This is a genomic window from Phenylobacterium sp. (genome assembly GCF_030646615.1).
Classification (GTDB): Bacteria; Pseudomonadota; Alphaproteobacteria; order Caulobacterales; family Caulobacteraceae; genus Phenylobacterium.
This window is the reverse complement of the sequence record NZ_JAUSLG010000094.1, coordinates 1-14,371: the sequence shown is the minus strand read 5'-3', so window position 1 is coordinate 14,371 and position 14,371 is coordinate 1. Positions and strand designations below refer to the sequence as shown.

Here is a 14,371-nt window from a genome sequence, read left to right as displayed (position 1 = left end):
CGCGTTCAACGGGTCGCCCGTCTTGTGTTCCGGAATTGCCCGCCCGCCGTTCCGCCTCAGGCGGCGCGGGCCTGCTTCTTGACCTTGGCCACGGCGCGGTCGCGCTTCAGCCGCGACAGGTGGTCGATGAACAGCACGCCTTCCAGGTGGTCCATCTCATGCTGGATGCAGACGGCGAACAGGCCCTCGGCGTCCTCTTCCACCTGCTCGCCCTGGTAGTTCAGATAGCGGAGCTTGACCTTGGAGGGCCGCTCGACCTCGTCATAGATGTCCGGGATCGAGAGACATCCTTCCTCATAGGGGGCGGTGTCGTCCGAGGTCCAGAGGATTTCGGGATTCACATAGTAGCGCGGCTGGCGCTCTTCGTCGGGGCCGGCGATGTCCATGACGATCACCCGCTTGGGCACGCCGATCTGGATAGCCGCCAGGCCGATGCCCGGCGCGGCGTACATGGTCTCCAGCATGTCGTCCATCAGGGCGCGCAGCGCGTCGTCCACGGCGACGACAGGCTGGGAGACCTGCTTAAGGATCGGGTTCGGGACCGTGAGGATTTCGCGGATAGCCATGATCGGGAGGTAAGGGGCCGGCCCGCGAGCGTCAAGGTCAGGGACGCTCCAGCCCCTAGCCTTCGTCGCCTACGGCGCGGATGCGCGGCGGCGGTTCACTCTCTGTCATCAGCTTGGCCAGGGGGCGGACGGCGGTCTCGATGGGGTTCAGCTCGGGAATGTCCCGGCCCTCGTGATCGACCTTCAGGTCTTCGAAGCGCCGGGCCTGGGTGAGCACCTGGGTTTCCAGGGAGCCGACCATCTGGTTGTACTTGCCGACGGCCTCTTCGAGCTTCTTGCCCACGGCTGCGGCGTGGCCGCCCATGACCGACAGGCGCTTGTAGAGCTCGCGGCCGAGCTTTGAGATCTCCTGGGCGTTGGCCGCCTGCTCCTCGACCCGCCAGCCATAGACCACGGCCTTGCACAGGGCGAACAGGGTGGTGGGCGTCACCACCAGCACCCGGCGGTCCATGGCCTCGCTCATCAGGTCCGGCGCCCGGTCCAGCGCCGCGGCCAGGAAGCTGTCGCCGGGGATGAACATGGCCACGAAGTCGGGCGAGGCGGGAAACTGGTCCCAATAGGCCTTGGCCGACAGGCTCTGCATGTGGGCCCGCACGCTCTGGGTGTGGCGCACGAAACAGGCCTCGCGCACGGCGTCGTCGGTGGCCTCCTGGGCGTCGAGGAAGGCGTTGAGCGAACACTTGGCGTCGATCACGAACAGGGCCCCGCCGGGCAGGCGAACGGTGACGTCGGGACGGCGGCGGCCCTCCTCGGCGTCGGTGGAGACCTGCTCATCGAAATCATAGCGGTGCGAAAGCCCCGCGGCCTCCAGCACATTGCGCAGGGTCTGCTCGCCCCAGCGCCCCTGGACGCCGGCCCCCCGGCGAAGCGCCGCCGACAGCTTGCGCGCCTCGTCCTGGGTCGCGACGGATGCGGTCAGCAGCTGGGCGATCTGCGCCTTCAGCCCGCCGGTCTCCTCAGCGCGGGTCTTCTCCACCGCCGTGACCTGCTCCTGGAACTTGGCGAGCGTCTCGGCCACCGGCTTCAGCTGGGCCTCGAGCCTCGCCTGAGCCAGCTGCTCGCGATTGCGGAAGGTCTCTTCGGTGCGCTTGAGCAGGGCCTCGGCCACCACATTGGCCGACTGGGCCGCCTGGTTGCGCAGAATCTCGGCCTGGGACTCGGACTGGGCCTTGAAGCTGCGGAGCTCCGCCTCGGCGTTGGCGCTCTGGTCCCGCAGGCTCCAGTAGTCGCCCTGCAGCCGGTCGGCCCGGCGCCGTTCCATCAACGCCCAGGCGAATCCGGCGAGGGCGGCCAGGGCGCAGACCACCACGGCGACGAGGGAGGCATCCAGGTTCATGCTCCGTTCCTAGCGGGAGTCGGGCGCAGGGGCCAGGGGGTGGGCAGAGGCGCGGCGCCAGACCCTTACACTCCGGCGCCCTCGGACTCGATCCGAGGGCCCACGACCAGCCCGGTGTTCATGGATGGTCGGGTCAAGCCCGACCATGACGGTGAGAAGGTGGTGAGAAGGTGAGGTCATAGCCTCACCTGCCTCCTCATCCTGAGGTGCGAGCGCCGGCGAGCCTCGAAGGACGCGAGGCCTCAGGCCGGCCGCCTGGCCCTCAGCGCCTGGGCGATGGTGCCGTCGTCCAGCCAGTCCAGTTCGCCGCCCACGGGGACGCCGCGGGCCAGCATGGAGATGGTCACGCCGCAGGGCGCCAGGCGCTCGGCCAGATAGTGGGCGGTCGTCTGGCCGTCCACCGTGGCTGGCAGGGCCAGAATCACCTCGGTCACCTCGGCCGCCTCGGCCCGGGCCACCAGGGAGCCCACCCGCAGCGAGTCCGGCCCGACCCCGTCGAGGGCCGAAAGCAGGCCGCCCATGACGTGGTAGCGACCCCGGAAAGAGCCGCCCCGCTCCATGGCCCACAGGGCGCCGACCTCCTCGACCACGCAGATCATGCCCCCGTCCCGTTCGGGATCGGCGCAGACGGCGCAGGGGTCTCGGGTGTCCAGAGCCCCGCAGATCGAACAGGTCTTCACCCGCTCGGCTGCGTCGGCCAGGGCCTGGGCGAGCGGGGTCAGCAACTGTTCGCGGCGTTTGAGCAGGGCCAGCGTCGCCCGCCGGGCTGAGCGCGGCCCCATGCCGGGCAGCTTGGCCAGCAGCGCGATCAGCCGCTCGATCTCGGGTCCGGAGGATGCGGCCAAGGGGCGTCGATCAGAACTTGGGCATGCCGGGCAGGCCCATGCCGGCCAGGGGGCCGGCGGCCTCGCGCATCACCTCGGCCTGCATGGCGTCCAGCTTGCGCTTGGCGTCCGCATGGGCCGCCACCATCAGGTCCGACACAACCTCGCCCTCGCCGGGCGCCAGCAGGCTCTCGTCGAGCACCACGCCGGCCAGTTCGCCCGAGCCGCGCAGGGTCAGCCTGACCATCCCGCCGCCGGACGTGCCCTCGACCGTGGTCTCGGCCAGCCGCGCCTGGGCGTCGGCCAGCTTCTGCTGCATGGCCTGGGCCTGCTTCATCAGGGAGCCAAGGTCCTTCATCGGGCTCTAGTCCTCTTCGGTCTCGTTCTCGTCCTCGCCGGTCGGCTGGACGTCGGGTTGCGGCAGGGCGCGGACGCTGAGGATCTCCGCGCCGGGAAAGGCCTCCATGACGGAACGCACGAAGGGGTCCTGCTCGATCCGCTCCCGGGCCTCGCGCTCCTCGCGCTTCTGCAGCTCCCAGCGGCTTTCGGCGCCGCCGCCGCCCTGGGCGACGATCAGCCAGGGCTGACCGGTCCATTCCTTGAGCCGCCCGGCCAGGCGCTGGATGAGGGTATTGGGGGCGCCGGGGGCCGGCTCGAACTCGATGACCCCGGGGCGGAAGGCGATGGGCCGCACGAACCGCTCCACGTCCAGCCGCAGGGAGATGTCGCGCTTCTGCTCGATCAGAGCGATGACGTCCTCGAACCGGCGCAGGCTGATCTCAGGCGTAGCCTGCGCCTGGGGCTGGGCCATCTGGCGGGCCATGGCCGTCGCCCCGCCGCCTGAGCCCATAGCGGAGCTCCCGCCACCGCCACCGCCGGGGCCGCCGGAAGGACCAGAGCCGCCCGGCAGAGGCTCGCCGGCCTGCAGCTTCTTCAAGGCCTCTTCGGGACCCGGCAGGTCGGCGGCGTAGGCCAGGCGGATCAGGGCCATGTCCACGGCCGCGGCCGGATCGGGCGCGCGGCGCACCTCCTCATGGGCCCGCAGCAGGATCTGCCAGACCCGCGAGAGCGTGCCGGCCGACAGGGCCGCGCCGATGGCGGTCAGGCGGGCGGCCTGGTCCTTGGGCATGACCAGGGCCTGGGGTCCGACGGCCTTGGCCACCGAGGCCGAATGACAATGCTCCAGCAGGTCACCCATGACCTGGGCCGGGTCGGCGCCATAGCCGTACAGGCTGCGGAAGGTCTCGATGGCGGGACCGCCCTCGCCCTTCATCGCCTGTTCGAACAGGCTGATGGTCTGGGCCCGGTCGGCCAGGCCCAGCATGTCGCGGATCGAGACGGCGCTCACCGTCTGGCCGGACTCCGCCTGGACGATGGCCTGGTCGAGCATGGACTGGGCGTCGCGGACCGAGCCCTCGGCGGCCCGGGCGATCAGGGTCAGGCCCTCGGCCTCCACCCGCGCGCCCTCGGCCGCGCAGATCATCTCCAGGTTCTTGACGATGACCTCGGGTTCGACCCGGCGCAGGTCGAAGCGCTGGGTCCGCGACAGGATGGTCACCGGCACCTTGCGGATCTCGGTGGTGGCGAAGATGAACTTGGCGTGGGGCGGCGGCTCCTCCAGCGTCTTGAGCAGGGCGTTGAACGCCCCGGTCGAGAGCATGTGGACCTCGTCGATGATATAGACCTTGTAGCGCGCCTCCACCGGCGCATAGCGCACCCCGTCCAGCAGCTCGCGCATGTCGCCCACGCCGGTGCGGCTGGCGGCGTCCAGCTCCAGCACGTCCATGTGCCGGCCCTCGACGATGGCCCGGCAGTGGCGGCCATCCTGGGAGAGATCCAGGGTCGGGGCGTGGATGGTGTCCGATTCGTAGTTCAGCGCCCGGGCCAGCAGGCGGGCGGTGGTGGTCTTGCCGACCCCGCGGACCCCGGTGAGCATGAAGGCGTGGGCGATGCGGCCGGCGGAGAAGGCGTTGCGCAGGGTGCGCACCATCGCCTCCTGGCCGAACAGGTCCTCGAAGGTCCTAGGCCGGTATTTCCGCGCGATGACCGTATAGGCCGCGCTCTCCGCCGCAGGCGGCGCGGGCGCCGGCTCGGGGTTTCCAAACATGTCCGTCGTATTCGGATCACGCTCGGGCAGATCGGAATCGAGCGTGATGTCTGGGTCGGCCATGGGACGAAGGTGAGAGGAAGCGGGTGGAGACCGGACGACGACCCGAAGCGAAACTCGTTACGGCTGCTTCCTTCCGGACCTGACCGGGTTGGCGAGGACTCCGCCCGTCGCCGATCTCCACCCCCAATATCGCGATCGAAAGGGGTGCGTGCAAGCCGCTGCGCAGATAGAACCGCGTTCATGCCTCTCACAGCCTTCCAGAACACCTTCGCCGGCAACCCCCTGGACCGCGCCAGCGAGCGCCGGGGCGACACAGCCTGGCTCGCCGAAATGCAGACCGCGGCCGAATCGCTGGCCATTGTCCTGTGGAACGGCCGCCCCCTCGTGGAGACCACCGCAGGCGGCGGCGTGCAGCTGGCCTATGTGCCGGCGACCATTTCCGACGAGCTGGCCGGCGGGGTCGAACGACTTCTGTTCATGGGCCTGTGGAAGGACACCGCCGTCTTCGCCGTGGACATCGAGGGCGGGGTGGACCCGGCCGAGGGGCCCCTGCGCGGCGTCGGCTCATTTGAAGACCTTCGGGCCATCGCCCTGCGCCTGCCCGGCTCTGAAGCCGCCATCGCGGCGACCGCCAAGTCGATGTTCGAGTGGCGCCGCCGCCACCGCCATTGCGCGGCTTGCGGCGAACCCAGCGTGGTCGTCGACGGGGGCTGGAAGCGCCAGTGCCCCACCTGCAAGGCCGAGCACTTTCCGCGCACCGATCCGGTGGTGATCATGCTGCCCTATCTGGGGGACCGCTGCATGATGGGCCGCCAGGAGGCCTGGCCGCCGGGCATGTTCTCGGCCCTGGCCGGCTTCGTGGAGCCCGGCGAGAGCATCGAGGAGGCCTGCGCCCGGGAGTTGGCCGAAGAGGCCGCCCTGAAGGCGGTCAGCGTCCGCTATCACTCCACCCAGCCCTGGCCCTATCCGTCATCGCTGATGATCGGCCTGCTGGCCGAGGTGGAGAACGACCAGGCCGCCCCGGACCAGACCGAGCTGTCGGAGGTCCGCTGGTTCACCCGCGCCGAGGCCCGCGACCTGCTGGCCGGCAAGATCGAAGGCGTCTTCGCGCCGGGGCCGCTCGCCATCGCCCACCAACTGCTGAAGGCCTGGGCCGAGGAGGGCTGAGGCCGTGCGTCCTTCGAGGCTCGCTTCGCTCGCACCTCAGGATGAGGGAGAGGGTTAGCGGGCCCTCATTCCGTCCTCATCCTGAGGCGCCCTGCGCCAGCAGGGCCTCGAAGGACGAGGGCGGTCGCACCGCATGCCGCCCCCGCGCCTGAGCGTCCCTAAACCCGGGCGCGGAAGGGATCGGCCGGATAAACGCCGAGGATCTCGAACTTCTCGGAGAAGAACTGCAACTCCTCGATGGCCAGGGCCAGGCCGCGATCCTCGGGCCGGCCGTCCACCTCGGCGTAGAAGAAGGTCGCCGTCCAGGCGCCGTCCTCCATGTAGCTTTCCAGCTTGGTCATGTTGACGCCGTTGGTCGCAAAGCCCCCAAGCGCCTTGTAGAGGGCGGCCGGCAGGTTGCGCACGCGGAAGACGAAGCTGGTGATGCAGGGGCTGGTGAAGGGCGGGGCCGGCGGATCGCGGTCGGCGGTCATCACCAGGAAGCGCGTGGTGTTGTGCCGCTCATCCTCGATGTCGCGCATGAGGATGTCCAGGCCGTAGATTTCGGCCGCCAGGGCCGGCGAGATCGCCGCCCGGCTGCGGTCGGGGTTCTGGGCCAGCATCCGCGCCGCGCCGGCGGTGTCGCCCACGGTCTCAGCCTTGAGGCCCAGGCGCTTGACCGTCTTGCGGCACTGGCTGATGGCGATGGCCATGGACTGGACGGTGGTGACCTCCTCGATCTTCACACCGGGATTGACCATCAGCTGGAAGCGGATCGGCTTGAACTTCTCGCCGATGATCTTCAGGCCGGAATTGGGCAGCAGGTGGTGCACGTCGGCCACCCGGCCGGCGATGGAATTCTCAACCGGGATCATGCCCAGCTGGCAGTCGCCGGTCTTAATGGCCTCGAAGGCCTCGTCGAAGGTCGGGTGGGGGACGGGCTCATAGTCTGGGAAGTAGGCGGCGCAGGCCTCATGGCTGTTGGCGCCCAGCTCGCCCTGGAAGGCGATACGTCCCTGGCTCATCGAAATCCCTCGCTCATGGCTCGGGCATGGGCCCGGGCGCGTTCCAGATCGGCGGGGTTGTCCACCGAGATCGGCGCGGAGTCGATCACCGCCGCCCAGATGCTCATCCCCATCTCCAGGGCGCGCAGCTGTTCCAGCCGCTCGCGCTGCTCCAACGGGGAGGGCGACGCGGCGGTGAAGCGGACCAGGGCGTCACGCCGATAGCCATAGACCCCGTGATGCAGCCAGACCGGCCCGTCGCCATAGAGGGTCGAGCGGGTGAAATAGAGGGCGCGGCCCGAGCGGCCGTCTGGCGCCATGGCCAGCACCGCCTTGGGGATGTCGGGGTTCGCGCGCTCGGCGACGTCACTGTCGGCGACCACGATGGTCGAAATGTCGCAGGTCGGCTCACGGGCCAGCAGCGCGGCGCAGTCGCGCACCACGCCGGGCGCCACAAAGGGAATGTCCCCCTGCAGATTGATCACCACGTCGTGGCGCCCCTGCGGGTCCAGGACGTCCAGGGCCCGGAGGATGCGATCAGACCCCGAGGGCAGGTCCGGATCAGTCAGCACCGCACGGCCCCCAGCGGCTTCCACGGCTTCGACAATCTCGGGATCCCCCGCCGCCACGGCCACCGGGCCGATATTGGCCGCCTCCGCCTGACGCAGAACCCGCACAATCATCGGCGCGCCTTCGATGTCGGCCAGGGGCTTTCCCGGGAGGCGGGTGGCGGCCATGCGGGCGGGTATGAGGATGATCGGCGTCATGGTTCGGCTGAGGACTGTGCGCGGCAGCGCTTGAGGCTCCCAGCGACGAACTGGCCGGTTGCACCAGCGCCGGTAGCGTGTAAGAGACGCGGGCGCAATAAGGGGCGGGAGATTCCCGCGCGTCTGCCGGTTTCGATGACCGGCCTCAAAGAGGGCCGAATCCAAGACTATGAGCGACCTTACGTTCAACAAGGTCGCCGGCGCAGTGCTGGCGACAGGCTTGGCCATTGTTGGCCTGCGTGAAGCCTCCGCCATCGTGTTCGCGCCGCATGCGCCCGAGACCGCTGGCTACGCCATCGACATTCCCGAGGTCGCCGCCGGCGGCGCGCCCGCCGAGGCGCCCATCGACTGGGGCACGGTGCTGCCGACCGCCGACGTGGCGGCTGGCCAGGCCAGCTTCGCCAAGTGCCAAAGCTGCCACACCATCGCCCAGGGCGGCGCCAATGGAACGGGTCCGAACCTGTGGGGCGTCGTCGGCGCTCACCCGGCCTTCCATGCCGGCTATTCCTATTCGGCCGCCATGGTGGCTCACGGCGAAGAAGCGCCGGTCTGGACCCACGAAGAGCTGGGCCACTTCCTTGAGGCGCCGCAGCGCGTGATCCCCGGCACCAAGATGACCTTCGTCGGCCTGAAGCGCCGCGAAGAGCTGATCAATATGGTCGCCTATCTGCACTCCATGGGCGGCTCCATCCCCTTCCCGGCGCCGAACCCGGTGGAAGAGCCCGCCGCCGAAGACGCCGCGCCCGCCGAGGGCGAAGAGGCGGCCCCGGCTGAGGGCCCGGCCGAAGCCGGCGCCGAGGCCCCTGCGGCTGAGGCTGAAGCGGCCGCCCCGGCCAACTAGGCCAAGGGACGACACCCTCCGAACGATCAGGCCCGGCCTCAGCGCCGGGCTTTTTCGTGTCTGGCGGCCTGGGCCTCTCGGCGCGGGCTCAGGGCCGGCGATAGCTGGTGGGTTCGCCCGAGCCCGCCGCCTCGATCCGGGCGATGGCGGTGTTCAGCGGCTCGATGGCCACGGCCATGTGGTGGGCGTTGGCGTGAATGATCTGCTCGGCGTCCAGCATCAGGGCCACATGGCCGCGCCAGAAGACCAGGTCCCCGCGGCGCAGGGCCTGCGGATCGACGCTCTGGGTGAAGCGCGCCTCCTGCATGTCGGTGTCCCGCGGGCAGGCCCGGCCACAGGCCAGCATCGCCTGCAGAATGAGCCCCGAGCAGTCGATGCCAAGGCTCTCGCGCCCGCCCCAGAGATAGGGCGTCTCCAGATGGCGTTCGGCGACCAGGGCCGGATCGTGGGCGAAGTCGAAGCCTGCCGGGGCGAGATGGCGCTCGACAAACCAGGCGCCGCTGGCGTCGCGGACAAAACGCCCCTCGCGCTCGACTTCGCTGACCAGGGCGTTGAGGCTGAAGGGGCCAAACGCCGGCGCCTTGATGCTGGCGCCTTCGAAGGCGTAGGTGCGCAGGGCGCTGACCCGGTGCGTGACGGGCGATGGCGCCCCCAGCGCCGCCAGGGCGACAAAACCCACATAACCGTCCCGTCGGGCCTGGCCCCAGGCGAAGCCGTCGACCTCGTCCAGGACGTCGAAAACCTCGCCAAACAACAGCTGATCGGCCTGCTCGGCCCCCATTGAGGGCGCCGTGCGGATGGCGCTGGCGGGCAGGCGGCAGGTGCGCGCCTCGGGCTCGGCATAACGGTCAGCCGCCACCATCCCCTCGAGCCCGGCGGCGGCCAGGTCGGGGCGAGCCAGGGTCAGGCGGGGATCGCGGCTCACCCGTAGCGATCCTGCAGCAGGCGGAAGAGGGCGCGGATGGCCATGACTTCGCCGCCGGCCGGCACGCCGGGCCTGCCCTTGGGATTCCAGGCGAAGATGTCCAGGTGGACCCAGGCGCCTTCCGGCGCGAACCGCTGCAGGAAGAGGCCCGCCGTGATGGCGCCCGCCTGGGCCCAGCCGTCGGGATCGTTCTTCAGGTCCGCCACGTCGCTGTCCAGGGCCTCGACATAGCCCTTCCAGAGCGGCAGCCGCCACAGGGGGTCCTCCACCGCCTCGGAGGCGGCCATGATGGCCGCCGCCAGGGCCTCGTCGTCGGTCATGAAGGGCGGCAGCTGCGGGCCGAGCGCCACCCGCGCCGCACCAGTCAGGGTGGCGAGGTCGATGGTCAGGTCCGGCGAGAACTCGGCCGCCCGCGTCAGGGCGTCGGCCAGGATCAGCCGGCCCTCGGCGTCGGTGTTGCCCACCTCGATGGTCAGGCCCTTGCGGGAGTCGATGACATCGCCCGGCCGCATCGCATCGCCCGAAATGGCGTTCTCCACCGCCGGAGTCAGGACCAGCAGCCGGACCGGCAGGCGGGCGGCCATGACCATCCGGGCCAGGGCCAGGGCGTGGGCGGCGCCGCCCATGTCCTTCTTCATCAGCCGCATGCCGGCTGAAGGCTTGATGTCGAGGCCGCCGGTGTCGAACACCACGCCCTTGCCGATGATGGCCACCAGGGGATGGCCCTCCTGGCCCCAGGACAGCTCGATCATCCGCGGCTCGCGGCCGGCGGCGGCGGCGCGGCCCACGGCGTGGACAGCGGGATAGTTGGCCTCCAGCAGGCCCTCGCCGGTGACCACCGTGATCGCCGCCCCATGCTGCTCGGCGATCTCCCGGGCGATGGTCTCGATCTGCAGCGGCCCCATGTCATTGGGCGGGGTGTTGATCATGTCCCGGGCCAGAGCGCTGGCATGGGCCACGGCGCGGACGGCGGTTACGTCGGCGCCCTTGGCCAGCAGGCGAGGACGCTCGTCGGGCTTCTTCTTGTAGCGGTCGAAGCGATAGCTCCCCAGGGCGAAGGCCAGCGCCGCCTCGTCGGGGGCGATGTCATGGGGACTGCGGACGATTTCGTAGGTTCCCTGCGGCAGTTTGGCGGCCAGGGCGCGCACGCCGGAGGCCCGCGCCTGGCCGAGGCCGAACAGGACCTGTTCGAGCCCGCCCTCGGCGTCCGGGACCAGCAGAACCTGACCGGCCTTGCCCTTGAACCCCTGGGCCGCCGCCAGGCCGCGGCCTTGCTGACCGAGTTCAGCCACGGCGGCGTCCGCATCGGCCTCCCGCAGCAGGTGGACGGGGACGATGACGCCCTCGGCGGCGTCCAGGATCACATCGGACATGGCGGCTGGCCCTTCGGCTTATGCTTAACGCTTCCTTTAAGGCGCCGGGTCCAGTCTGGCCGGAACCTACGGAGGCTACCCTTGGTCATGTGTCGCATGTCGGCCCTCGCCGCAACCGCCCTCGCATTGAGCCTGGCCTCGGCCCCGCCGGCGCAGGCGTTCGGCTTCAAGGGCAAGGCGGACGCCCCGGCGCCTGCCGAAACCCCCGCCCAGCCGGCGGGCCCCCAGAAGGCGAGCGCCGAGGAGCGCGCCCTCTCGGCGCGCCTCGATCCCCTGGCCCGGGCGGCCTTCTGGGCCCGGGAGGTCAATCTGGACGCCACAGACCTTGAGGCCGGCATCGGTCTCGCCCGCGCCCTGCGCAATATGGGCAAGCCGGATGACGCCGCCGCCGCCGCCGAGCGGCTGGCCGTTCTGGCGCCCGACAATGTCGAGGTGATGCTGGAGCTGGCCCGCGCCCATCTGTCCCGCGGCCAGGGCTTCTACGCCGTCGAGCCGGGCCGCAAGGCCCAGACCCTGGCGCCGGGCGACTGGCGCGCGCCCTTTCTGCTGGCCATGGCCTATGAGCAGGCCCAGCGCGACGCCGAGGCCCTGAGCGCCCACCGCCGCGCCGTGCAGCTCGCTCCCGACAACGCCTCGGTGCTGTCCAACCTCGCCATGTTCCAGGCCGCCCGAGGGCAGACCGCCGAAGCCGAAGCGCTCCTGCGCCACGCCGCGACCCTGCCGGGCGCCACCGCTGTCGCCCGCCAGAACCTGGCGCTGATCCTTGGCCTGCAGGGCCGGCTGGCCGAGGCCGAGGCCCTGGCGCGCCAGGATCTGCCGCCGCAACAGGTGGCCAACAACCTCGCCTATCTGCGCGCGGCGGCGGCCCAGAGCGCCACGGGCGGCGCAGGCCGGTCCTGGAATTCCGTGGGCTCGGCCCAGTAGCGTCAGGCGGGGCCGTTGGCGGCCATCATGTCCATGACCCGCAGGATCGCCGGCCCCAGGATCACCAGGAACAGGACCGGCAGGAAGAACACGATCATCGGCACAGTCAGCTTGGCCGGCAGCTGGGCGGCCTTCTTTTCCGCCGAGGCCAGGCGCAGGTCGCGATTTTCCTTGGCCATCACCCGCAGCGCCGTGCCCAGCGGGGTGCCATAACGCTCGGCCTGGATCATGGCGGTGGTGACTGACTTGATACCCGGATGGTTGGTCCGCCGGGCCAGCCCCTCATAGGCCTGGCGCCGCTCCGGCAGATAGGAAAGCTCGGCGGTCAGCAGGGTCATTTCCTCGGCCAGCTCGATGGAGGAGCCGCCGATCTCCTGGCTGACCTTCTGGATGGCCGCCTCGATGGACAGGCCCGACTCCACGCAGATCAGCAGCAGGTCCAGGGCGTCGGGGAAGGCGCCGACAATGGACTCCCGGCGCTTCTGGGCGATGTTGCTGATGTAGATGTTGGGCGCGTAGTAGCCCAGGGTCAGCCCGCCCACGGTGGCGGCGAAGCGTGTCATGGCGGTCAGGCCGAAGTCGTTGACCACGAAGAGATAGAAGCCGACGCCGGCGGCGATGACAAAGGGCGATACGAAGCGGAAGAAGTAGAACGTGCTGACCGGTCGCGGCCCGCGGAAGCCGGCCTGGGCCAGCTTCTCGACCACCTGTGGATCTTCCAGCAGGCGTGAAAGCTGCAGCCGCTCGACCACCTTTTTGTAGAGCCCCTCGTCGGTCTGGCGCAGGGAGCCGCCCTTGGCCGCCACCAGGGCCTCCCGGGACTTGCGCCGCAGCTCCTCGCGCCGGCTGGAGACCGATTTGAGCCGCGCCTCGAGGTTGCTACGGTTCATCAAGGGCCGGGCGATGGTGACGATGGTGGCGAAGGTCACCACCGCCACGAAGACGGCCAGCAGGTTGTCAGGGTCGGTGAAGGCGCCGAGGTTCATCGCGGGCGCACCTTAGATCTTCATCCGGATCATGCGGCGCATCACCCAGATCCCCATGCCCATCAGCAGGGCGCCGCCCAGGAGGATGAGCCGGCCGCGGACGTCGGTGAACAGGGGCGCCATATATTCCGGGGCCATGACCGTGATCATGACGACAACCGCCGGGGGCAGCGAACCAATGATGAAGGCCGAGGCCACCGCTTCGCCGGAGAGCGCCTTGATCTTCTCCCGCATCAGCTTTCGCGCGCGGATCACGGTCGAGAGGTTGCCCAGGGCTTCGGCCAGGTTGCCGCCCGTCTTCTGCTGGATCGCCAGGACGATGCCGAAGAAGCGCACCTCCTGGGCCGGCATCCGCTCATACATGCGGTCGATGGCCTGATCGATCGAGACGCCCATGCCGGTGTTCTCGGTCATGGACTTGAATTCGCTGGCCAGGGGTTCGGGCGCCTCGGCGCCGATGATCCGCAGGCTGTCGTTCACCGGCAGGCCCGACTTGATGCCGCGAACGATGATGTCCATGGCGTCGGGAAAGGCCCCGATGAACTTCTTGATCCGCCGGGCGGCCATCATGGCGACGATCCAGCGGGGCAGGCCAAGGCCCGCGGCGAAACCCAGCCCCAGGGCGACATAGGCGGCCTGGCCCGCCATCAGGACCAGAAGGAAGACCGAGGCTCCGAGCCCGGCGCTGATCAGCCAGAAGGTGCGAACATTGAGGCTCAGACCCGCCTGCTGCAGACGGGCGCTGATCGAGAGCGAAGCCTTGCGCTGCTGGCGGTCCTGTTCCTTGAGGCTCTGCAGGATCTGCTTGCGCCGCTGGTCCTGGGTGGCGCCGGTGACGCGGCGGGTCTTGGCGTCCCGGGGCTCTCGGCCCAGGATCGCCTGGGTCCGCTTGGCGGTCCGCGCCTGACTCGGCGACGGACCGGCCAGGGCGAAGCCGAAGCCCGCCACGACGATGAAGCCGAGCGCGGCGGCCAGGATGGTGAGCAGGGTGGCGCTCATTCGGCGGCGTCCAGGGCTTCGGCCAGTTCCCGCTCCAACCCATAGTAGCGGGCGCGGTCCCAGAACCGGGGCCGCGCGATGCCGGTGGACCGGTGACGTCCCACGACCCGGCCCTCGGTGTCCTCGCCGGTGATCTCGTAGAGCATCAGGTCCTGGGTGATGATCACGTCGCCCTCCAGGCCCACCACCTCGGTGATGTGGGTGATGCGCCGCGAGCCGTCCCGCAGACGTGCGGCCTGGATGATGACGTCGATGGAGCCGACGATCATCTCGCGGATGGTCTTCGAGGGGAGGCCATAGCCGCCCATGGTGATCATGGACTCCAGACGGCTGACCGCCTCGCGCGGGCTGTTGGCGTGCAGGGTGCCCATGGAGCCGTCATGGCCGGTGTTCATAGCCTGCAGCAGGTCGAAGGCCTCAGGTCCGCGGACCTCGCCGACGATGATCCGTTCGGGCCGCATCCGCAGGCAGTTCTTCACCAGGTCGCGCATGGTGATCTGGCCCTGGCCCTCCAGGTTCGGCGGGCGGGTTTCCAGGCGCACCACATGGGGCTGCTGCAGCTGCAGCTCG

15 protein-coding genes and 1 other RNA gene are annotated in these 14,371 nt (G+C 69.9%); 3 read left to right on the top strand and 13 right to left on the bottom strand.

Features of this window, described 5'->3' with window-relative positions:
* Window positions 1–56: 56 nt before the first annotated feature.
* The 6 genes from def to ffs all read right to left on the bottom strand — a co-directional run bounded on the left by def (window position 57) and on the right by ffs (window position 5,016).
* Window positions 57–566: a peptide deformylase gene (def, locus tag Q7S93_RS16610; protein ID WP_304715264.1), complete on the bottom strand. Its 510-nt coding sequence runs from the start codon at window positions 564–566 to the stop codon at window positions 57–59.
* Window positions 567–621: 55 nt separating this feature from the next.
* Entirely contained in the window at window positions 622–1,902 is a 1,281-nt protein-coding gene (gene rmuC, locus Q7S93_RS16605; protein ID WP_304715257.1) for a DNA recombination protein RmuC, read from the bottom strand.
* Between the two features lie 242 nt (window positions 1,903–2,144).
* The gene (gene recR / locus Q7S93_RS16600) at window positions 2,145–2,747 is read right to left on the bottom strand and encodes a recombination mediator RecR (RefSeq protein ID WP_304715255.1); all 603 of its coding nucleotides are present in this window, start codon (window positions 2,745–2,747) and stop codon (window positions 2,145–2,147) included.
* 10 nt (window positions 2,748–2,757) lie between these two features.
* Window positions 2,758–3,084, bottom strand: coding sequence for a YbaB/EbfC family nucleoid-associated protein (locus Q7S93_RS16595; protein ID WP_304715251.1), 327 nt, complete (start codon window positions 3,082–3,084; stop codon window positions 2,758–2,760).
* Window positions 3,085–3,090: 6 nt separating this feature from the next.
* Window positions 3,091–4,896, bottom strand: coding sequence for a DNA polymerase III subunit gamma/tau (locus tag Q7S93_RS16590; RefSeq protein ID WP_304715250.1), 1,806 nt, complete (start codon window positions 4,894–4,896; stop codon window positions 3,091–3,093).
* Between the two features lie 21 nt (window positions 4,897–4,917).
* An RNA gene (ffs, locus tag Q7S93_RS16585) (signal recognition particle sRNA small type) lies at window positions 4,918–5,016 on the bottom strand.
* 60 nt (window positions 5,017–5,076) lie between these two features.
* On the opposite strand from ffs, the gene nudC reads away from it, so the two are divergent.
* Window positions 5,077–6,003, top strand: coding sequence for an NAD(+) diphosphatase (gene nudC / locus Q7S93_RS16580; protein ID WP_304715248.1), 927 nt, complete (start codon window positions 5,077–5,079; stop codon window positions 6,001–6,003).
* 158 nt (window positions 6,004–6,161) lie between these two features.
* Here nudC and Q7S93_RS16575 read toward each other — a convergent pair whose 3' ends face one another.
* Window positions 6,162–7,007: a prephenate dehydratase gene (locus Q7S93_RS16575; protein ID WP_370652193.1), complete on the bottom strand. Its 846-nt coding sequence runs from the start codon at window positions 7,005–7,007 to the stop codon at window positions 6,162–6,164.
* Complete coding sequence (locus Q7S93_RS16570) at window positions 7,004–7,753, bottom strand: 3-deoxy-manno-octulosonate cytidylyltransferase (protein ID WP_304715246.1); 750 nt, start codon at window positions 7,751–7,753, stop codon at window positions 7,004–7,006. Before Q7S93_RS16570 ends, Q7S93_RS16575 begins: the two co-directional genes overlap by 4 nt.
* A 169-nt stretch (window positions 7,754–7,922) precedes the next feature.
* Here Q7S93_RS16570 and Q7S93_RS16565 point away from each other — a divergent pair, with 169 nt between their 5' ends.
* Entirely contained in the window at window positions 7,923–8,594 is a 672-nt protein-coding gene (locus tag Q7S93_RS16565; RefSeq protein WP_304715244.1) for a c-type cytochrome, read from the top strand.
* Window positions 8,595–8,682: 88 nt separating this feature from the next.
* Here Q7S93_RS16565 and Q7S93_RS16560 read toward each other — a convergent pair whose 3' ends face one another.
* Window positions 8,683–9,519: a C40 family peptidase gene (locus tag Q7S93_RS16560; protein WP_304715241.1), complete on the bottom strand. Its 837-nt coding sequence runs from the start codon at window positions 9,517–9,519 to the stop codon at window positions 8,683–8,685.
* Window positions 9,516–10,892: a leucyl aminopeptidase family protein gene (locus Q7S93_RS16555; RefSeq protein ID WP_304715239.1), complete on the bottom strand. Its 1,377-nt coding sequence runs from the start codon at window positions 10,890–10,892 to the stop codon at window positions 9,516–9,518. Before Q7S93_RS16555 ends, Q7S93_RS16560 begins: the two co-directional genes overlap by 4 nt.
* A gap of 87 nt (window positions 10,893–10,979) precedes the next feature.
* On the opposite strand from Q7S93_RS16555, the gene Q7S93_RS16550 reads away from it, so the two are divergent.
* Window positions 10,980–11,816 carry a tetratricopeptide repeat protein gene (locus tag Q7S93_RS16550; protein WP_304715350.1) on the top strand — a complete coding sequence of 279 codons (837 nt, stop codon included), beginning with the start codon at window positions 10,980–10,982 and terminating at the stop codon, window positions 11,814–11,816.
* Window positions 11,817–11,818: 2 nt separating this feature from the next.
* Here the strand turns inward: Q7S93_RS16550 and Q7S93_RS16545 are convergent, their stop codons facing one another.
* The 3 genes from Q7S93_RS16545 to Q7S93_RS16535 form a co-directional block, all read right to left on the bottom strand.
* Complete coding sequence (locus tag Q7S93_RS16545) at window positions 11,819–12,802, bottom strand: type II secretion system F family protein (RefSeq protein WP_304715236.1); 984 nt, start codon at window positions 12,800–12,802, stop codon at window positions 11,819–11,821.
* Between the two features lie 12 nt (window positions 12,803–12,814).
* Window positions 12,815–13,789 (bottom strand): type II secretion system F family protein, encoded by a 975-nt coding sequence (locus Q7S93_RS16540; protein WP_304715348.1) that lies wholly within the window; start codon window positions 13,787–13,789, stop codon window positions 12,815–12,817.
* Between the two features lie 8 nt (window positions 13,790–13,797).
* The coding region (locus Q7S93_RS16535) for a CpaF family protein (protein WP_304715232.1) at window positions 13,798–14,371 on the bottom strand (574 nt) is incomplete at its 5' end.

Coding starts and splice junctions, on each gene's coding strand:
- rmuC (WP_304715257.1), bottom strand. CDS start 1,902: ATGAACCTGGATGCCTCCCTCGTCGCCGTGGTGGTCTGCGCCCTGGCC.
- Q7S93_RS16595 (WP_304715251.1), bottom strand. CDS start 3,084: ATGAAGGACCTTGGCTCCCTGATGAAGCAGGCCCAGGCCATGCAGCAG.
- Q7S93_RS16555 (WP_304715239.1), bottom strand. CDS start 10,892: ATGTCCGATGTGATCCTGGACGCCGCCGAGGGCGTCATCGTCCCCGTC.
- Q7S93_RS16550 (WP_304715350.1), top strand. CDS start 10,980: ATGTGTCGCATGTCGGCCCTCGCCGCAACCGCCCTCGCATTGAGCCTG.
- def (WP_304715264.1), bottom strand. CDS start 566: ATGGCTATCCGCGAAATCCTCACGGTCCCGAACCCGATCCTTAAGCAG.
- Q7S93_RS16570 (WP_304715246.1), bottom strand. CDS start 7,753: ATGACGCCGATCATCCTCATACCCGCCCGCATGGCCGCCACCCGCCTC.
- Q7S93_RS16590 (WP_304715250.1), bottom strand. CDS start 4,896: ATGGCCGACCCAGACATCACGCTCGATTCCGATCTGCCCGAGCGTGAT.
- nudC (WP_304715248.1), top strand. CDS start 5,077: ATGCCTCTCACAGCCTTCCAGAACACCTTCGCCGGCAACCCCCTGGAC.
- Q7S93_RS16565 (WP_304715244.1), top strand. CDS start 7,923: ATGAGCGACCTTACGTTCAACAAGGTCGCCGGCGCAGTGCTGGCGACA.
- Q7S93_RS16575 (WP_370652193.1), bottom strand. CDS start 7,007: ATGAGCCAGGGACGTATCGCCTTCCAGGGCGAGCTGGGCGCCAACAGC.
- Q7S93_RS16545 (WP_304715236.1), bottom strand. CDS start 12,802: ATGAACCTCGGCGCCTTCACCGACCCTGACAACCTGCTGGCCGTCTTC.